Source organism: Salmonella sp. SAL04202 (assembly GCF_046550775.1).
Lineage (GTDB): Bacteria > Pseudomonadota > Gammaproteobacteria > Enterobacterales > Enterobacteriaceae > Salmonella > Salmonella enterica.
In genome coordinates this window covers 279,124-297,996 of the sequence record NZ_JBGDXK010000001.1, presented here as the reverse complement: position 1 = coordinate 297,996, position 18,873 = coordinate 279,124, and the positions used below count along the sequence as shown (strand labels likewise).

General features: G+C 51.3%; 20 protein-coding genes, 1 tRNA gene and 1 pseudogene. 13 read left to right on the top strand and 9 right to left on the bottom strand.

The window, feature by feature from the left end:
* Nucleotides 1-175 precede the first annotated feature (175 nt).
* Together ACLJQJ_RS01470 and ACLJQJ_RS01465 are read right to left on the bottom strand one after the other, a co-directional pair.
* Nucleotides 176-1,123: pseudogene (locus ACLJQJ_RS01470) on the bottom strand (transposase); the annotation flags it as partial.
* 163 nt (nt 1,124-1,286) lie between these two features.
* Nucleotides 1,287-1,363, bottom strand: a tRNA-Arg gene (locus tag ACLJQJ_RS01465).
* A 254-nt stretch (nt 1,364-1,617) separates the two neighbouring features.
* Between ACLJQJ_RS01465 and fimW the strand changes: the two genes are divergently transcribed.
* From fimW to fimZ, 4 genes are all read left to right on the top strand, one after another.
* Nucleotides 1,618-2,214, top strand: coding sequence for a fimbria biosynthesis transcriptional regulator FimW (gene fimW, locus ACLJQJ_RS01460; protein ID WP_063808862.1), 597 nt, complete (start codon nt 1,618-1,620; stop codon nt 2,212-2,214).
* Between the two features lie 161 nt (nt 2,215-2,375).
* On the top strand, nt 2,376-2,687 hold the full coding sequence (locus ACLJQJ_RS01455; RefSeq protein WP_000226497.1) for a diguanylate cyclase: 312 nt from the start codon (nt 2,376-2,378) through the stop codon (nt 2,685-2,687).
* A gap of 18 nt (nt 2,688-2,705) precedes the next feature.
* Nucleotides 2,706-3,428, top strand: a complete 723-nt coding sequence (gene fimY / locus ACLJQJ_RS01450) for a fimbria biosynthesis regulator FimY (protein WP_023201977.1) — start codon at nt 2,706-2,708, stop codon at nt 3,426-3,428.
* A gap of 603 nt (nt 3,429-4,031) precedes the next feature.
* Nucleotides 4,032-4,664, top strand: coding sequence for a fimbria biosynthesis transcriptional regulator FimZ (gene fimZ / locus ACLJQJ_RS01445; RefSeq protein WP_000801273.1), 633 nt, complete (start codon nt 4,032-4,034; stop codon nt 4,662-4,664).
* Between the two features lie 45 nt (nt 4,665-4,709).
* On the opposite strand, the gene sfmF is transcribed toward fimZ, so the two are convergent.
* From sfmF to fimA, 6 genes are all read right to left on the bottom strand, one after another.
* Complete coding sequence (gene sfmF, locus ACLJQJ_RS01440) at nt 4,710-5,228, bottom strand: fimbria assembly protein (protein WP_000577507.1); 519 nt, start codon at nt 5,226-5,228, stop codon at nt 4,710-4,712.
* A gap of 9 nt (nt 5,229-5,237) precedes the next feature.
* Nucleotides 5,238-6,245, bottom strand: coding sequence for a type 1 fimbria D-mannose specific adhesin FimH (gene fimH / locus ACLJQJ_RS01435; protein ID WP_000708669.1), 1,008 nt, complete (start codon nt 6,243-6,245; stop codon nt 5,238-5,240).
* 14 nt (nt 6,246-6,259) lie between these two features.
* On the bottom strand, nt 6,260-8,872 hold the full coding sequence (locus ACLJQJ_RS01430) for a fimbrial biogenesis usher protein (protein ID WP_063808864.1): 2,613 nt from the start codon (nt 8,870-8,872) through the stop codon (nt 6,260-6,262).
* Nucleotides 8,873-8,902: 30 nt separating this feature from the next.
* A complete protein-coding gene (fimC, locus tag ACLJQJ_RS01425; protein WP_001519112.1) occupies nt 8,903-9,595 on the bottom strand; it encodes a type 1 fimbria chaperone FimC in 693 nt (230 codons plus the stop codon).
* Nucleotides 9,596-9,638: 43 nt separating this feature from the next.
* The gene (gene fimI / locus ACLJQJ_RS01420) at nt 9,639-10,172 is read right to left on the bottom strand and encodes a type 1 fimbrial protein subunit FimI (RefSeq protein ID WP_000619618.1); all 534 of its coding nucleotides are present in this window, start codon (nt 10,170-10,172) and stop codon (nt 9,639-9,641) included.
* Between the two features lie 74 nt (nt 10,173-10,246).
* Nucleotides 10,247-10,804, bottom strand: a complete 558-nt coding sequence (gene fimA / locus ACLJQJ_RS01415; protein WP_000681034.1) for a type 1 fimbrial protein subunit FimA — start codon at nt 10,802-10,804, stop codon at nt 10,247-10,249.
* A gap of 546 nt (nt 10,805-11,350) precedes the next feature.
* On the opposite strand from fimA, the gene folD reads away from it, so the two are divergent.
* From folD to ACLJQJ_RS01390, 5 genes are all read left to right on the top strand, one after another.
* Nucleotides 11,351-12,217: a bifunctional methylenetetrahydrofolate dehydrogenase/methenyltetrahydrofolate cyclohydrolase FolD gene (gene folD, locus ACLJQJ_RS01410; protein ID WP_000729165.1), complete on the top strand. Its 867-nt coding sequence runs from the start codon at nt 11,351-11,353 to the stop codon at nt 12,215-12,217.
* A gap of 1 nt (nt 12,218) precedes the next feature.
* Complete coding sequence (gene ybcJ, locus ACLJQJ_RS01405; RefSeq protein WP_000190278.1) at nt 12,219-12,431, top strand: ribosome-associated protein YbcJ; 213 nt, start codon at nt 12,219-12,221, stop codon at nt 12,429-12,431.
* Between the two features lie 127 nt (nt 12,432-12,558).
* Nucleotides 12,559-13,104: a metal-dependent hydrolase gene (locus ACLJQJ_RS01400; protein WP_001143571.1), complete on the top strand. Its 546-nt coding sequence runs from the start codon at nt 12,559-12,561 to the stop codon at nt 13,102-13,104.
* Nucleotides 13,097-13,534: an STM0539 family protein gene (locus tag ACLJQJ_RS01395; protein ID WP_001038581.1), complete on the top strand. Its 438-nt coding sequence runs from the start codon at nt 13,097-13,099 to the stop codon at nt 13,532-13,534. The genes ACLJQJ_RS01400 and ACLJQJ_RS01395 overlap by 8 nt, the downstream gene beginning before the upstream one ends.
* Entirely contained in the window at nt 13,531-14,355 is an 825-nt protein-coding gene (locus tag ACLJQJ_RS01390; RefSeq protein WP_000819123.1) for a DUF2145 domain-containing protein, read from the top strand. The genes ACLJQJ_RS01395 and ACLJQJ_RS01390 overlap by 4 nt, the downstream gene beginning before the upstream one ends.
* Nucleotides 14,356-14,398: 43 nt before the next feature.
* Here ACLJQJ_RS01390 and cysS read toward each other — a convergent pair whose 3' ends face one another.
* Nucleotides 14,399-15,784, bottom strand: coding sequence for a cysteine--tRNA ligase (gene cysS, locus ACLJQJ_RS01385; RefSeq protein WP_000912376.1), 1,386 nt, complete (start codon nt 15,782-15,784; stop codon nt 14,399-14,401).
* A 172-nt stretch (nt 15,785-15,956) separates the two neighbouring features.
* Here cysS and ppiB point away from each other — a divergent pair, with 172 nt between their 5' ends.
* The 4 genes from ppiB to purK all read left to right on the top strand — a co-directional run bounded on the left by ppiB (nt 15,957) and on the right by purK (nt 18,867).
* Complete coding sequence (gene ppiB, locus ACLJQJ_RS01380; RefSeq protein WP_000255991.1) at nt 15,957-16,451, top strand: peptidylprolyl isomerase B; 495 nt, start codon at nt 15,957-15,959, stop codon at nt 16,449-16,451.
* 2 nt (nt 16,452-16,453) lie between these two features.
* Nucleotides 16,454-17,176 carry a UDP-2,3-diacylglucosamine diphosphatase gene (gene lpxH, locus ACLJQJ_RS01375; protein WP_063808865.1) on the top strand — a complete coding sequence of 241 codons (723 nt, stop codon included), beginning with the start codon at nt 16,454-16,456 and terminating at the stop codon, nt 17,174-17,176.
* A gap of 117 nt (nt 17,177-17,293) precedes the next feature.
* Nucleotides 17,294-17,803 (top strand): 5-(carboxyamino)imidazole ribonucleotide mutase, encoded by a 510-nt coding sequence (gene purE / locus ACLJQJ_RS01370; protein ID WP_000098736.1) that lies wholly within the window; start codon nt 17,294-17,296, stop codon nt 17,801-17,803.
* On the top strand, nt 17,800-18,867 hold the full coding sequence (purK, locus tag ACLJQJ_RS01365; RefSeq protein ID WP_000815601.1) for a 5-(carboxyamino)imidazole ribonucleotide synthase: 1,068 nt from the start codon (nt 17,800-17,802) through the stop codon (nt 18,865-18,867). Before purE ends, purK begins: the two co-directional genes overlap by 4 nt.
* Nucleotides 18,868-18,873: the final 6 nt, after the last annotated feature.

Below are 18,873 nucleotides of genomic sequence, written 5' to 3'. Positions count from 1 at the left end.
TACGCCACCACCGAGCCGGAAGTGTTGTAATTATTAGCCACTCTTGGTAACAATATCAGTTGTTGACAACGTTCCTCCTAACGTATTGAAAACGTTTCCCTAATAACTTAAGAAGTGCTTTCCACTTGTTGGAGTAGTAATGACCTTGGCCCAAATTCAGTACAGTGCTAAATCAGAGCTCTTCGTCTTTCCGGAGACTTCGGATAAATTCAGCCGGAGTCATGTCATTTAATGATGAATGCGTTCTCTCATGATTGTATTCCCTGCGCCAGTTGTCGGGTTTTTCCTGCGCATCTTCCAGTGACAGGAACCAGTGAATGTTCAGGTATTCATCCCGCAGACTGCCGTTAAATGATTCAATAAACGGGTTATCTGTCGGCTTTCCGGGGCGCGAGAAGTCCATTGTGACGCCGTGTTCATACACCCATTTATCCAGACTTTTTGAAATAAACTCGCTGCCGTTATCCGTCTGGATACGTACCGGCAGCCGCTTATCCGGCACCCGCAGTGCCTCCATTATTCTGACCACATCCTCGCCTTTTAACGATTTTCCGGCATGGATCGCCAGGCATTCCCGACTAAAATTATCCACTACAGTCAGCGCCCGAAAACGCCGCCCGTTAAACAGATTATCTGACACAAAATCCATACTCCAGCACTGATCGACATGCGTCAGGACCGGGCGCTGCTACGGCGTGCTGCACTGACATGTCTGCGGGGCGTTTTCTGCGCAGGTTCAGGCCTTCCGGACAATAAATCCGGTGGGTTTTCTTGTGGTTAACAGGCCATCCCCGCCGGACGCTGATACGGTAAGCCTCCAGCAAAAATATCACCGCCAGGCGCTTCTGAGCCGGCCTCAGAACTTTTGCTTCAGTACCTCCTGCAGCATCTCCTTGTCCAGACTCAGCTCAGCGACCAGCTTCTTCAGCCGCTGATTCTCATCCTCCAGTTGCCGCAGACACCGCAGTTCGGTCACGCCCGGCCCGGCAAATTTTTTCTTTCAGTTTTAAAATGTGGCCTCAGAAATTCCCATTTTTCTGCAGACTTCCCCGACGCGGGTGCCGGTTTCAGCCTGTTTCAGGGCAAATGCAATCTGTTCTTCGGTATAACGGGTCTTTTTCATGGCAATGCGCCTCTCTGTGAGATGGAAGAAAGACCGGAAACTTCTGTTTAGACTGGCACTGTTTACAGGGGGAAGGTCAAGGGAAATAAAACAGCACCCGTAACGACACCTGTTGCGAGATTATTGATAATTAAAAACGTAAGGTAACAGCTTGATTTATCAATGGCGCGCCCTGCAGGATTCGAACCTGCGACCCACGGCTTAGAAGGCCGTTGCTCTATCCAACTGAGCTAAGGGCGCCTTGTGAAGTGAAGACTTCGTGTAGACGAAACGCGAGAATTATACGGTCAGGCACTCCTGAGTCAATGGCTTTTGTTCTGGTTGCTGACTAAGTGTACGAATATCGTCTTTTCTGGCGCAATGCCAGGTTCCAGGAAATCGCCTGGACACATCTCAGCACGCATAAAGTGGGAATTAAGGCCGCCAGTATTTAGATAATCAATCAGTTTCTTTAATATTTCACCATGATTCACCTGCCGTGTAGGATTTTTTTTATGCTGCGTATCGCTATTAAGGAACAAAACAGTCACTTTGAGCATGGTTTGAAAATCATCATGACGCGTCTGGCGAATCAATGGCAGCAGAAAATTGACTTTCTGCCGCCAAAAGAGATAGATAATGCCGATATCGCTTTCCTGGCCCTGGATGATGATTGGTTCAGCGCAGGCTGTTACCAGATACCTATGCATACCCAACATCAGCTACGGGTGATTATTTGTAATAAATGCGATAAAGAAAAGCTCATGTTCAGACCATGTCTGTATATGCTGCCGCATATTTATCGGGAAGATGATGTTGAAGAAATTACCCGGAAAATGATATTGATCTTACATAAGCGAGCGCTTCGACATAGCGTCCCTTCTGGCATTTGCCACTACTGCACGACTCGTCATTTTTCAGTAACAGAACGTCACCTGTTAAAACTGATCGCCAGCGGTTATCATTTAAGCGAAACGGCTGCTTTACTTTCACTTTCTGAAGAGCAGACAAAGTCACTCCGCCGGAGCATTATGCGCAAATTACATGTTAAAACGGAGCAGCAGTTTTTAAAGTATATTAGAGTTAACCTTCATTTCTTACTCAGTAAGTAAACTCACTTAACTTTTTACAAGGCTTACGAAATATCTCACCAATAATTAAGTAACGATACCTACAGGCATTTTTTTAACGCTGCCACAATGATGCCCATAATATCCTGATAGATTCAGGGGTCAAAAATATATGGCTGTATCATAAATGCCTGGAGGAGTGTTTGGTGGCACAGGGTACTTTATTAAAGGAAAGGATAAATCCCCCACACCTGGCGTCTTCGCCAACACGCCATTCATATCTCAACAGCGGATTGTTAAAATCAGAGCCAATCGTTCATCTCTCAACTGCGCAATTAATCGGCTATGAGGTCCTGACGCAACTTCCGTCAGAACATGATAGCGAAGTTTTTTTTCAGCAGTTAATGCTGATGGAAGGCATTGAAACATCAGAGCAACGAGGCATTGCTTTTTACGCTGGTGCAACGATGGGACAAGGTTATTTATGGCCAGCCATATTACCAGATATATATTAGAGCAATGGAAAAAGCAGGATGCGCAGCGTACCACGCAGGGAAAGACACCGCCGTTTAAGAAATGCCAAAGACTGCGCCTGCCGTTATCACTCTCCAACGCCGCAGATATTTGATCGCCTTGAGTTACTGGACCAACAGCTTAATTATGCCTTGCCGGTTGGTATCATTTCCCAGGCAATAATTACAACTGATAACTACCTCGGCTATTCATTGAGTCACTACTTATTTTCCGGAAAACGTACCGCTGCATTCCGCTCATTAGATGACATTTCTTTGTGGATTGAAAAGGGGTCGCTCAGACAACTGATTGTAGATATGGAGGCGCTACCTGTCTCCTGTATTGAGGCGCTTAACCAGCTACGCGCGCTCAGTTGGCAACAAAGCGATATCCAGATTTACCTGCTGGTATCAGATAAAACCCCCGCTATAACACAGTTTATCCGTATGGCTGGGCGTTTTTTTGTCCTGTCGCGACGACAAAATCTGGCCTCAGTACGCGAAGCCTTGTTATCAGCCGCCAAACCTCGCTTATCGGAAAGCTTTAGCCGTACTGACTGGTTGATGATTGAAACTTTAGCGCAAGGTGCCTCTTTAAAAGAAATAGCACGTCAGCAAAGCGTACCTTATCATCGTGTAGTTTACCGGCTTAAACAACTTATCACCCTCCTTAACCTTCCCCACAGGCAAAGCTTTCTTCGGCTGGTCCAGCAGTTAAACGTTACTTTCCACGATATTTTTTAACGGAGTAACGTTTTGGTGAATAAGATTTTTTAAGAAATTACTTATTTTCACTTCCATTAAATGTAAATATTTCACATAAAATTAATATTTACAACTCGTCCTGGTAAGCGATAAAAATTTTTTTCTTACATCGTCCCCTATCCCTCCTCGTTTTTTGAGGTCTCCAGCGTCAACATCTTTCTGTTATTACATAACAAATACTAAACAATTAGTCTTTCATATTATTTTTATACTTAAAAACAACAGTTTAAACTGCTCAATGTCAACTCTAAAGAAAATAGCTCCACCACGAACAAATTTTCTATAACGCCACAGAACATCCTACCCGCTATCCATAATTCGCATTTCGCAAGACTTTTCCGAGAAATCAGACCAGGTATAATCCATATTGTTTTTACTTAATCAGAAATTTCTTTTTTGTTGGTGCGAAATGGATATTCCACATATTTATTACTCTTACGCAAAATAGCCAGTCAACAGGGAGGTCTCATTCTTTATTATTGCTCCACTGTGTGGTGTGTAGATCTGGCTATTTCACAATCTTTAAGGTGTCTGACGCTTATTCTAAAACGAAGGACGCATAACAGTCTGAGGCATACAACAATGAAACCTGCATCTGTTATCATTATGGACGAACACCCTATTGTAAGAATGTCGATCGAAGTTTTACTCGGTAAAAATAGCAATATTCAGGTTGTCCTGAAAACGGATGATAGCCGAACAGCGATAGAGTATCTGCGCACTTATCCTGTTGACCTTGTCATTCTGGATATTGAATTACCGGGCACCGACGGCTTTACCTTACTTAAACGAATCAAATCTATCCAGGAACATACCCGGATACTTTTTTTATCGTCGAAATCAGAGGCTTTTTATGCCGGAAGAGCAATAAGAGCGGGCGCAAACGGATTTGTAAGTAAACGCAAAGACCTCAATGATATTTATAATGCGGTAAAAATGATTTTATCCGGCTATTCTTTTTTCCCATCTGAGACGCTTAATTTCATCAGTAATACCCGTACCCCCAAAGGCGGGCACCATGATATGCCACTATCTAACCGCGAAGTTACCGTGCTGCGCTATCTGGCCAATGGAATGTCTAACAAAGAAATTGCCGAGCAACTTTTATTGAGTAACAAGACTATCAGCGCGCATAAGGCCAATATATTTTCTAAACTTGGCCTTCACTCTATCGTTGAGCTTATCGATTACGCCAAATCACACGAATTATTGTAAATGTACTCCCGGCGAATTATCGTTCGGGAGCCACAATAACGGACACTAATTGTAATTGATCAGGAAGGTCGCATCCGCGTTAGCAAGTCCGGGCTGCACGCCATCGGCTAAGGCGATATAGTTCGCATAGAATTTCAGGGTAGCATTGCCGTTGTTGTCAATATCAACGGCCTTGCTGGCCTGTTCAAGTGGCAATCGACGTTGATCGCCATCGCGAATTTCAATCGCCAGTTTTTGCGCCATTGCCGTATCAGCAAGCGCCAGTAATGCCGTGCCGGGCGCTGGCGTCCCGGAAAACGTTATAGACGCCGACCCCGGCGGGCAGCCTTCAAGTTTTAGGCTAAAGGCTACCGGTTGCGTGGCGTCACCGGCGGCGTGAAGCTGTTTTGTCGGCCAGGTGCCGAGGTTAACCGATTTGTTACTGTCGCCCGCCACCACGGCGCAGGTAAAATCCACCACGTTACCGCGCAGTTCAATATTCACTTCGCCCAGAGATGAGTTGGCCTGACTCAGCGGGCTGAACAAAACACAACCGATAGCGATGAAAACGCGCCGAAAGATCATTATGCCTCCTTAATCATAATCGACTCGTAGATAGCCGCGCGCAGTAAACGGCCCTTCCGCCGGTTTATTCCCCGTCACGCTGATCGGCCAGGCGCGAATACCTACGCGAGCGGCGGCGTTATCATCAAGATGAAACGGAATTTTACTCGACAAATTATTGGGTGTGAGCGGCGTACCGTTGCTATTAGCAACCACAAAGCCTAAATCCGGATTATCGGACACCATCGCCTGCCCTGAGGCCTTTTCGGCTTCAAGCCGCATAGATAAATAGGCCTGCGCCGCGACGTTGGTACATTTAATAGCGATAGTTTTCGTTTGCGGCGTGACGCCTTGCGGACGATTACCCGCCCCCGCCTGACTAAATAACGACGCGCCGATATCGCCGAAATCAAACTCCACGACCTGTCCGGCATTCACTTCACAGTTTTGCGGTACTTCCACTTTGCCGCTGTAGCTAATGGTATATACCGGCGTGCTCAACGCGTCGCCGGTAGAGGTCGTCACATAGACAGTAAACATTGTCTGGCGAGGGATCGTCACCATATTAATAAAAGGCCGTATCACTTTTAATTTAAAAACCAGCTTTGAGTCCTGCACGCCAAACGGCATTTGCTGCGACACGTTAGAGTCGACGCCCATGCGAATATAGTTACGGGGCGGATAAAATACGCCAGCGACACTATCGGTGATGCTCATCGCGCCCAGAAGGTAGTCATTCAGCTTGAGGTATTTAAAATTTCCTTCGGTGCTTTGTACCGGTAATTCTGATACATAGCTTCGGTAGGTATAATTTACCGTTGTCCCCGCCGGGCACGTCGCGTTTACGCCGACCCAACCAGATTTTTCCGGCAGCGTAACCACCTGTCCCGGCTGATTATTGCCGCTGGTGAAAACATCTGACAGGTCGTAAAAGATATCGGTCACCGTCCCGTTTGAATTACGGCAAACCGTCGCCAGCGCGGGATGGGTGAAAAAGAGCGCGGTCCCCGCCAGCAATAGCGCTGAGTATATTTTCATCTCTATTTTTCCTTTTATGACGACGGACGGATACAGGTCGCGCTGGCTACCGTAATCGCCTGCTTCAGGCTATCCTCCACCAGGGCGTAAGGGGCGATACAACGCGCGTTTTTCCCCTCTCCCCACTGGATGAACAGTTCACCTTTTAGCGGCAAGCCGCTCAGATAAATTTGCCCGTCATCGCCGACCATACTGGTAATGCCGCTGGCGGTTTCTCGTACTATCGCGCCAAACGGTAACGGACGTCCGCCAAGCCTCGCGGTAATGATTGCCCTTACGCCTATCCGCGTATCAAAAGCAGCCCGCACCAGCGCGCCCTCTGTCGGCACTACGCTGCTGACGTTATTTTCGACATCGGTATGGTTGTCCATCGTGTTGGTATCTAACGCGACGCGGTTATAGCGATATACCGTGGCGTAGGGCATTACCGCATAGCCCCGCCAGTCCGTTTTCACGCCGGTCTGGTTTTCGATGCGCACGCCTTTCGCTCCCGGCGCTTTAATCAAGACATTGGTATCGCCCAACGGTTGGCTAAACGTAATACCATCCGCATGACCGACCACGCCGCCGGAAAGTTGCCAGTTATAGTCATGCTGATCGCGATCGTAGTTATATCCCACGCCCAGCGTGCCATACGTCGCCTGCCAGCTAGCGCTGGCGCTGCCGCTATAACCATTGCTACTGCTACGCCCTTGCGTCACGCTGTAGCTCAGATTACGTCCTTCCAGAAGCGTGCCGCCCACGCCGGTCTGCCAGCTATTGTCGCCGTCGCGGTTGCGGTTGGCGTTAAACGTGGCATAAGTACGATCAAGAATAGTGTCGCGCGCATAGCGCCGTCCGGTCAGAACGCTAAACGGAACGGACATATTGAATGCCAGAATGCGGTCGGCGCCTGAGATCCCCACCGACTCGCTCCACGACCATGACAGCGAATAACTTATGCCTTGCCATCCACTGGCGTATCCCAGTTGATACCAGGTATTGGTATCCGCCGTATTCCAGTAATTTTGTTGACTGCCGGAAAGATACAGTGACCCGTAATCCCCCAGATTTTGCGAAATATTGACCTGAAAGCGGCCTTTTTTGCTGTAACGGAGATTGTGGTAGCTCTGCGCCACCGGCACTTTATGGCGGCGTCCGTCGCTATCGTATTCGTAGTCGTACCCTTCCATACTGCGGTATGCCACATCATCCAGGGTGTAAAATCCGCGCGTGGAATAGCGGTAACCCAGCAATTGAAAATTAGTCCCGTAATTATTCAGCGATTTGGCGTACAGAAAACGCAACGATTGCCCCTGATGGGTGCTGTCATCTGCCAGTTGGCTACGCGCATGTGTGACATCGACCGACACGGCACCCCAGTCACCCAAATTTCGCCCCGCCCCGACCACCACGGCACGGTAACGATCGGCAAGTTGCGTACCGCCGTAAGCCGTCAGCCCCGCAGGCAGGCCGGCAATCACCGTTCCCTGGAAAAAGAATGGCGAAGACTGCTGACTATTGCCGCTGCGAAAATCCCCGGCCACCAGGTCATACTTCACCCTGCCCTCACGCTGCAATAGCGGAACGGTAGAGTAAGGCACCGTGTAACGTTGTTGGCTACCGTCTTTTTCATCTACCGTCACCTCAAGGTCGCCGCTGGAAGAGGTAGGATTAAGATCGGTAATCGCAAACGCGCCCGGCGACACATAGCTTTGGTAGATAACATACCCGTTCTGTCGTATCGTCAGCTTTGCCGCCGTCCGGGCGATTCCTCTAACCGTGGGGGCGTAGCCCTGCAGGCTATCGGGATACATATTGTCAGAAGAGTACAGCCGCGCTCCGCGAAAGCCGACGCTGTCGAAAACATCGTTCCCGGTATTGCTGTCCCCCATGACCAGTTCGCTTTTTAGCGGAATGATGGCGCGCTGTACCCAGGTGCCAATGTTGTTCCAGCGTTGCGAATGATAGCCATCCCCTTTCGAATAGTTCCAGGCTCCGTTATTACGCAGCCGCCAGGGGCCATAGTTCAAGCCGCTCGACAGACTCAAAAAATAGCTATCGCTGTCTGTTCCGCGGCTACCGGTAAAACTGTAATTAATGAGTGCGGCGGGTATCCCTTCATCCCACTCTTCCGGCGGGATATAGCCACGCGCGCTGTTGAGCAATGACGCCTGCGGCAAGCTAATATTTAAGCGCATCGACGCGAAATCAAACGCGACCTCCGCGCCCGGAATTTTCTCAGGAAGGTGAATACACGTGGTATCGACGCCTTTATCTGAGACAGGGAACGCCGCGGTATTCACGCCCAGCCGTTTAATCCACTCCGGTGTAAAACAAGGCATCAGGCCGCCGGATTTATCGTCGGCGCCCACGGCGCCCGCCTCAAAACGAATATCCTGCGTCGCTACGAATTCGTCGTTACGCCAGATATCCACCCGGTAAATACCGGGCGGCTGATGATTACCTTTTTCAAAGCGAGATAAATCCGCCACGGACGCGGTATCCGCCGACAAAAACGCAGGGTTGAAATAACTTTCGCCGCGGCTCGTCAGCGGACACAGCGCCGCCAGCACCGACAGCGCCACGCCGCTTAACGGTGATACATAGCCGGGAAATCGCCCTGCAAACCAGGTTGTCTTCTTCATCGTGTTCTCGTGTGGCTTCACGCTCTCTGCTTAACCGAGACTGGCCGTTGTCGCCGACGTCAATGCGCCGTAATCATTGACGGTCTGAAATGTCACGCTGCCCTGCGCGCCAGTCGGTAAGGGAATTTGCATGTCGCTTTTTGGCGCGATCATCACGTTATCAATCTTTTTCGCGCCCACGCTGATATTGACCAGCGTGAGGTAATAAGCAGATGGGTTGGTTATCTTGAGATGGTTGCCGACACGGGAAAATTTCAGCAAGGTCGGCGCGTCTTCCGGCGTCTGCGGCAAATTCGCCGGACGCACGAACAGTTTGATGCGCGACAGAATCGCCAGTTGCAGAACGTTTTTTCCTTCAATATGACTTTTATCGACCGACGGGATGGCTTTCACGTTCATCCAGAATAACGACTCCCGATCCCCGGGTAGCGGTTGCCCGGCGTAGATAATACGCAGCGTGTTTTCGCTTTTGGGTTCGCTGACGAATAAAGGCGGCGTAACGATAAACGTTTTTTCTTTCTGCCCGGCGCTATTTTCGATCCATGAATTGACGAGGTAACGTTCTTGAGTATCGCTATTACTGATTGCCAGAGAAGTCTGTTTCGCCGCCGAGGGATAAATAACTCGCGTGGCGCCTAATGCAATCCCCCCCGCCGCCTGTACGTTCAACGAAGTAAATAACGTGAGAAGAACAATAAAGCCTAATTTTATACTATTCAGCATGGTAAAAAATACCTTTTGCATTGAGTCACGTCGGCAAGAAAATTCATGGGTAAACCAGCGTAAACCACACTTCTGAATGAATTCGTCCCGGCGTCATATTTTCTGAAATTGCCCGATAGCGGGCGGTAAAATGCAAAGTCATTTCTGACGTTAAAATGGGCGTGTAATGAAGCGGTAACGTGTTAGGTATGATTTGCCGCTGCTGGTCATCAAATAATGCCAGGCCGATTCCGGCATTACCGATACCCTCGCCGCTGGCCAGAAAAACATGGGGATCTTCCGCAGGTGTAACGCCGGCAAACGCAATGCCGACATGACGCCAGACCTCCGCGCTACAGGAGATTAACCGTAACGAAAATGGAACGCTGACGGGAGCGAAGCTGCCAGGACCGGTAAACGCATTCGTGCGGTACTGTCCCATCAGTACGCGCAAATCCTGGCTTTCTGTGGCGACAGCGCAGCCGCCATTGACCAGTTGTCCGCGCAGGTGAACACGCCCGCTCTCTACCATTACCGGCTGCGCAATAACGGGCGACATCAAAACAAGCCCCACTAGCGCCGCGCCTTTCCTTATCATCTGCTATGTTCTCTTTTATCCCCGATAGCCTCTTCCGTTGAGGCGCCTCCCTTCCCTGGCGTTCCCAGACGGGATTATTCGTATTTCATGATAAAGGTGGCGTCGGCATTAGCCTGGCCTGGCGTCGTGGCGGTGGCGGTTGCCTTATAGCGTGCGGTAAAACGCAGCGTATTGGTGCCTTCAACCAGCGCCTGCTTCGCCGAGAAGGTCGCGCCGTCCGGCTTCAACGGTGAAGAGGTATTATCAAGAATCTCAATCCCGACGCCGGTTGCGGTAGTGCTATTGTCCGCAGAGGAGACCGCCAGCAAATTAGGGTTGGTGTTATCTGCCTGACCAGAGAAAGCCACGGCAGCGGTGGCCGCCACTTTCGGATCGCAGTCATTCAGGACGATGGAGAAAGGCACCTGCGCAGTCGTATTACCAATCGCCGTAAAGCTGGCGGTACGGTATTGACCCAGCGTCACCGTTTGATCGGCGGATTTAGTGCTGACGGCACAGGCTGCATTAACCAGTTTACCTTCGAAATGAATAGTACCGCCACTCACGCTCACCGGAGTAGGATCAGCCGCAACCGCTGCGCCAGCGACAAACATCAGACTCGCAATAGTAGAGGTCATTAATTTATGTTTCATGGATTTCCCTTGAATTACACACACCCGGTTTCGGCATCCTGTCGGCTCCGTTTGAATTATTATCGACATAGCATGTCAGAAAAGTTATCTCTGCATCCTGTAAAGATAGATATCGCAGATTAATTAGTTTTCTGTTTCTCCCCTGAGTATCAGACGCAGTAATTAATCTTTGCGAATATGACATTTCGTCACGGTAATAAATTAAACATTTCGCTAAATAAAAAATAGCCGCAAACTCTTTTAATGACCTAAGCTAATTCTTATTGGGATATAAGAAGGGTCTAATCTTATTTTGTATAAAATGTCGCATTATGCCGCCCGATGCTATTAACGGCGAGGGATTACGGTAACCATAGCCAGGGTGATGAATTGTTTCTTTTTGGTTAATCATGGCGCGCTTACTGGTCACGTCTCAGCATCGGCAACGAACGGGGGAGACGTCGCGTTTGCATCGGAAACACAAACGTTAACTGACAGCGAGGCCCGCTTCTGACAAAATAGCGTCATCCCCTTTGACTTGAAGTAACAGATGGAATCTTCTCTCTGATGGCAGCAAAGATTATTGACGGTAAAACGATTGCGCAGCAGGTGCGATCTGAGGTTGCTCAAAAAGTTCAGGCACGCGTCGCAGCAGGGCTTCGCGCTCCCGGCCTGGCTGTGGTGTTGGTCGGCAGCAATCCGGCCTCACAGATTTATGTCGCAAGCAAACGTAAAGCGTGCGACGAAGTGGGATTCGTCTCCCGCTCCTATGACCTGCCAGAAACCACCAGCGAAGCCGAACTGCTGGCGCTTATCGATACTCTGAATGCAGATAACACGATCGACGGTATTCTGGTGCAGTTGCCTTTACCGGCAGGCATCGACAACGTTAAAGTGCTGGAGCGTATCGCGCCAGATAAAGACGTAGACGGTTTTCATCCTTATAATGTCGGTCGTCTGTGCCAGCGTGCGCCGCGCCTGCGTCCCTGTACGCCCCGCGGTATTGTGACCCTGCTTGAGCGTTACAATATTGATACCTACGGCCTGAATGCGGTGGTCATTGGCGCGTCCAATATCGTTGGACGCCCAATGAGCATGGAGCTGCTGCTGGCTGGCTGTACGACTACCGTTACGCACCGCTTTACCAAAGATCTGCGTCACCATGTCGAGCATGCTGATTTGCTCATTGTCGCCGTAGGTAAACCGGGCTTTATTCCCGGCGAATGGATTAAAGAAGGCGCAATTGTGATTGATGTCGGTATTAACCGTCTGGAAAATGGCAAGGTCGTTGGCGACGTCGTGTTTGACGAAGCCGCGGCGCGCGCGTCATACATCACGCCAGTACCGGGCGGCGTCGGCCCGATGACGGTCGCCACGCTTATCGAAAACACGCTGCAGGCGTGCATTGAATATCACGATCCACAAGGAAAATAACATGGCGACATTCTCTTTAGGCAAGCACCCGCACGTCGAGCTGTGCGATCTGCTCAAGCTGGAAGGCTGGAGCGAAAGCGGCGCGCAGGCGAAAATCGCCATTGCCGACGGGTTGGTGAAGGTTGATGGCGCGGTTGAAACGCGTAAACGCTGCAAAATTGTCGCCGGGCAAACCGTTAGCTTCGAAGGCCAAAGTGTGAACGTCGTGGCCTGATACAGAGTGCCGGATAGCGACGCAAAGCGTCTTATCCGGCCTGATTACGCTGTCTTTTCAGATAATCATCCACTTAATCCTCTGCGTTCCAACTGCTAGCATAGCTATTTCCCTGTGAACCATCGCTATGCCTACCGTTATCACCCACGCCGCCGTTCCTCTGTGTCTTGGCGCAGGCTTAGGCCTGAAAGTTATCCCTCCTCGCCTGCTGTTTGCCGGTGTTGTGCTGGCGATGCTCCCCGATGCCGACGTGCTGGCCTTTAAATTTGGCGTCGCCTACGGCAACGTATTTGGACATCGCGGATTTACCCACTCTTTACTTTTCGCATTCGTCCTCCCCCTGTTGTGCGTACTCGCGGGACGACGATGGTTTCGAGCTGGGCAGGTGCGCTGCTGGCTGTTTTTAACCGTTTCATTGCTGTCGCACAGCCTGCTGGATTCGATAACCACGGGTGGGAAAGGCGTCGGATGGCTGTGGCCGTGGTCAGATGAACGTTTTTTTGCGCCCTGGCAGGTGATTAAAGTCGCGCCGTTCGCGCTTTCAAGCTACATCACGCCGTATGGACATCAGGTCATTCTCTCAGAATTGCTGTGGGTGTGGTTGCCGGGAAGTATTTTAGTGTTATTTCTATGGGTACTTAAAACGCATATTAAAAGGAATCAATATGAATAAAATGACATTCGCCGCCGCGGTCGTCTGTTTCTCATTTTCCCACGCCAGCTATAGCGAAGAAATGTCTGCCACTGGATGGTATGCGGCATCGTCTGCGGTTGTCAGCGTGGGCAGTTCCGCACTGGTTAGCGGAATTATACTCTCCCCCGTACTGCTGCCTCTCAACCTGAGCATTGGATCTGTTGTCGAAAATAAAAAGCAAAAAACCGCGCTGTTAACCACTAAGTCCCCCGATAACAAAGACATTAAAATGCAAGTTCCGCTAAATGTCGTCAAAGAAGGCAACCTCAAAGCAGGTGATAAAGTCACTCTGGAAAAAACGCAGGAAGGCACCGGCGCTTATTTGAAAAAAGAGGGCAAGGTCCTTGCCCATATGGTAAATCAGGACGACGCAGGACTTTCCAGCAACCAGACGGTACCGGCCAAATGAAGCGGTTCGCGTTTGCCCTGTGGCTCAGCGCAATCTCGCTCAACGCTTATGCAGACAGTGCTAACTGTCACCAAAAAGCAAACACGCCGGAGAGCATCGCAGCGACAATGGATCAGGCGCTACAGCTCAAACAACAGCTTAACAGTCAATCCGATCCGGTCGTCATTCTGGTTCGCCAGGGGCAAGATATGTCGAGCCGACATTTAACCTGGTCACATGCTGGCTATGCCATGCGCCAGCCAAACGGAGACTGGCGGGTTTACCATAATCTGAATACTTGCGGAACCGCTGAATCAGCGCTCTATATACAAGGTCTGTATGAGTTTCTGGCTGATGACCTGGTGAATCAGAGCATTGCCGTTTTGCGCCCGCGTTCAGATATCGCGACGGCATTACAAACGCTCTTACATAGCGCTACCAAACTCAATCTCTTCCACAGTCCCCGCTATAACCTGATTGCGTGGCCTTTTTCCGGCCCTTATCAGAATTCGAATGGCTGGCTTCTCGAAGTGTTTGCGCGAGCAAACGATGCGCAGGTTTGGTCACGTAATGATGCCCGCCGCTGGTTGCAGCTTCAGGGTTATCAACCCTCTATCGTTAGTGCTGGCACTTTTGAACGATTAGGCGCAAAACTGTTCACCCCTAACGTTTTCACCGACGATCAGCCAGCAGAATTGCTGCGAAAAGGAAATGTGGGGCTAAACAGCGGCGACAGCGTCATCCGCTTTATTGCCCATTACAGCCGGGCAATACCCGGGTGTGAACATCAGAATCTGGGGGAGTCGGTGTGTGTTTATCTTTCGCCCGGCGCGAAAAAATAAAAAACAGGCCGTTCTATGCAAATAGAGCGGCCTGTAAAAGCGCTTACTTACGCCGCCAGGTGGTGCCCTGCGGGCCATCTTCCAGAATAATACCCATTTCAGCGAGACGATCGCGCGCCGCGTCCGCCGCCGCCCAGTCTTTCGCTTTACGGGCATCCAGACGCTGTTGAATCAAGGCTTCAATTTCCGCAACTTCACCGTCATCCGCCTGCGCGCCGCTTTGCAGGAAAACATCCGGCTCCTGCTCCAGCAGTCCCAGCACGCCAGAAATCTTCCGCAGATGAGACGCCATCGCATTCGCGGCGGTCATATCCTCGCCCTTCAGACGGTTGACTTCACGCGCCATATCAAACAGGACGGAGTAGGCTTCCGGCGTGTTGAAATCGTCATTCATCGCCTCCACGAAACGCGCTTCAAACGCCTCGCCGCCCGCCGGGGCCGCTGATTTATCCGTTCCACGCAATGCAGTGTATAGCCGCTCCAGCGAGGCGCGCGCCTGCTTGAGGTTCTCTTCGCTGTAGTTCAGTTGGCTACGGTAATGCCCGGACATCAGGAAGTAGCGCACAGTTTCCGCATCGTAGTATTTCAGCACGTCGCGCACGGTAAAGAAGTTGCCCAGCGATTTGGACATCTTCTCGCGATCCACCATCACCATACCGGAGTGCATCCAGTAGTTGACGTATTCGCCGTCATGCGCGCAGGTAGACTGGGCAATCTCGTTTTCATGGTGCGGGAACATCAGATCGGAACCGCCGCCGTGAATATCAAAATGGTTGCCCAACTGCTTGCAGTTCATCGCCGAACATTCAATGTGCCAGCCCGGACGCCCTTCGCCCCACGGCGACGGCCAGCTCGGCTCGCCCTCTTTCGACATTTTCCACAGCACGAAGTCCATCGGGTTACGCTTCACGTCAACGACATCCACGCGCGCGCCCGCCTGAAGCTGCTCAAGATCCTGACGGGAAAGCTGCCCATAAGTCGGATCGGTCGGTACATCGAACATCACATCGCCGTTATCCGCCACATAGGCGTGCCCTTTCTCGATTAAGGTGCGGGTGAGCTCGATAATTTCCTGAATATGGTGCGTCGCACGCGGCTCGCTGTCCGGACGCAGAATATTCAGCGCGTCGAAGTCCTGATGCATTTCCGCAATCATTCTATCGACCAGCGCGACAAAACTTTCGCCGTTTTCATTGGCGCGTTTAATAATTTTATCGTCGATATCGGTAATGTTACGCACATACTTCAGCTTATAACCGAGAAAACGCAAATAGCGCGCGACAACGTCAAAAGCGACAAACGTGCGTCCGTGGCCAATGTGGCAGAGATCGTAAACGGTGATACCACACACGTACATGCCGACTTCCCCGGCATGAATGGGTTTGAATTCCTCTTTTTGGCGCGTCAGTGTATTAAAAATTTTTAACATCGAAGATTCCGTATAGACGTGTGTGGGTAATAATCTCTGTATGATACATATTATTCGTAATCGAAGCAGCACACTTTGCAAGGTGATCGCAGCTTACGGTTATGCTATAACAAGCCCCTATATGTGCCCCATTGCGGGCTAAAGCACCACTCTCTTGGAACAGGATGCAAAAATGGTTACTTTCCACACTAATCACGGCGATATCGTAATCAAAACCTTTGATGATAAAGCGCCTGAAACAGTTAAAAACTTCCTGGACTACTGCCGCGAAGGTTTTTACAACAACACCATTTTCCACCGTGTGATTAACGGTTTCATGATTCAGGGCGGCGGCTTTGAGCCGGGCATGAAACAGAAAGCCACCAAAGAGGCGATCAAAAACGAAGCCAACAATGGTCTGAAAAATACCCGTGGTACGCTGGCAATGGCGCGTACTCAGGCGCCACACTCGGCTACCGCGCAATTCTTCATCAACGTGGCAGACAACGACTTCCTGAACTTCTCCGGCGAAAGTCTGCAGGGCTGGGGCTACTGCGTCTTTGCGGAAGTCGTAGAAGGTATGGACGTGGTAGATAAAATCAAAGGCGTCGCCACTGGCCGTAGCGGTATGCACCAGGACGTACCAAAAGAAGACGTCATCATTGAAAACGTGACCGTCAGCGAGTAATCGTGGCGACACTGTTTATTGCAGACTTGCATCTGCAAACGGAAGAACCGGCGATCGTCGCCGGTTTTCTGCGTTTTTTAGCCGTAGAAGCCCGTCAGGCCGACGCGCTGTATATTCTTGGCGATCTCTTCGAGGCCTGGATTGGCGACGACGACCCCAATCCGCTACATCGTGAAATGGCCGTTGCCATTAAATCGCTGGTTGATTCCGGCGTCCCCTGCTTCTTTATTCACGGTAACCGTGATTTCCTGATTGGCAAGCGATTTGCCCGCGAAAGCGGCATGATTCTACTGCCGCAGGAAAAAGTGCTCAACCTGTATGGCCGCAATGTGTTGATTATGCACGGCGATACGCTCTGTACCGATGATGCCGGATATCAGGCGTTTCGCGCCAAAGTCCATAATCCGTGGGTGCAACGACTGTTCCTTACCCTGCCGCTGTTTATCCGCCGCCGTATCGCCGCCAGAATGCGCGCCGGCAGTAAAGCCGCCAACAGCAGCAAATCGCTGGATATTATGGACGTCAATGCGCAGACCGTCGTCGCCGAAATGGAAAAACACCGCGTACAGTGGCTGGTTCACGGTCACACCCACCGCCCGGCAGTGCATGAACTTTCCGTCAACGACCAGCCCGCATTCCGCGTGGTGTTAGGCGCATGGCATCATGAAGGTTCAATGGTAAAAGTCACGCCGGATAACGTGGAGTTAATCGCCTTCCCCCTGTAAATGTTCGTCGAATCGTCCGTTACGGCGCACACGCAACCGTTTTCCTTGCCTGATTATCATGCTATTCTCTGATACCTCAAAAGCAGCGTGTCCCGCACCACAGGAGTTTTAAGACGCATGTCTTCCCGCAATAATCCGGCGCGTGTCGCCATCGTGATGGGGTCCAAAAGCGACTGGGCTACCATGCAATTCGCCGCCGAAATTTTTGAAATTCTGGATGTCCCGCACCATGTAGAAGTGGTTTCCGCCCATCGCACCCCCGATAAACTGTTCAGCTTCGCCGAAACGGCGGAAGAGAACGGATATCAAGTGATTATTGCCGGCGCGGGCGGCGCGGCGCACCTGCCGGGAATGATTGCGGCAAAAACGCTGGTCCCGGTACTCGGCGTGCCGGTACAAAGCGCTGCGCTAAGCGGCGTGGATAGCCTCTACTCCATCGTGCAGATGCCGCGCGGCATTCCGGTGGGTACGCTGGCGATCGGTAAAGCCGGTGCCGCTAACGCCGCCCTGCTCGCCGCGCAGATTCTGGCGCAACACGACGCGGAACTGCATCAGCGCATTGCCGACTGGCGCAAAGCGCAAACCGATGAAGTTCTGGAAAATCCCGATCCGCGGGGGACGCTATGAAGCAAGTTTGCGTTCTCGGCAACGGACAACTGGGCCGAATGCTGCGCCAGGCGGGCGAACCGCTGGGTATCGCCGTCTGGCCGGTTGGTCTGGATGCAGAGCCTACCGCCGTGCCGGTACAGCAGAGCGTCATTACCGCAGAGATTGAGCGCTGGCCGGAAACCGCGCTTACCCGCGAGCTGGCGCGCCACCCGGCATTCGTCAATCGCGATGTATTTCCGATCATCGCCGACCGTCTGACACAAAAACAGCTTTTCGATAAACTGGGACTCGCGACCGCGCCGTGGCAGCTGCTGACCAGCGCCGACGAGTGGTCCGGCATCTTTGACCGTCTGGGGGAACTGGCGATTATTAAGCGTCGCGTTGGCGGCTACGACGGTCGCGGGCAGTGGCGTCTACGCGCGGACGAAACCGGGCAACTGCCGGATGACTGCTATGGCGAATGTATTGTTGAGCGCGGTATCCATTTTTCCGGCGAAGTGTCGTTAGTCGGCGCGCGCGCTCATGACGGCAGTACCGTGTTTTACCCGCTAACGCACAATTTGCATCAGGACGGCATCTTGCGGACCAGCGTCGCGTTCCCACAGGCGAACGCCGAACAGCAGGAGCAGGCGGAATCGATGCTGTCAGCAATTATGCAGGCGTTGAACTACGTCGGCGTAATGGCGATGGAATGTTTTATCACGCCGGAAGGCCTGTTAATCAATGAACTGGCGCCGCGCGTGCATAACAGCGGACACTGGACGCAAAATGGCGCCAGCATCAGTCAGTTTGAATTGCATTTGCGCGCGATTACCGGCCTGCCGTTGCCCGCGCCGGTGATTAACGCCCCGTCGGTGATGATCAATCTGATCGGCAGCGAGCTGAATTACGACTGGCTGAAGCTGCCGCTGGTACATCTGCACTGGTATGATAAAGCGGTACGTCCGGGGCGAAAAGTCGGCCATCTGAATCTGACCGACAGCGATACGTCACGTCTTAGCGCCACCCTGGAAGCGCTCTCTCCGCTCCTGCCAGGCGAATACGCCAGCGGCATTATCTGGGCGCAAAGTAAGCTTAAATAAACAGCG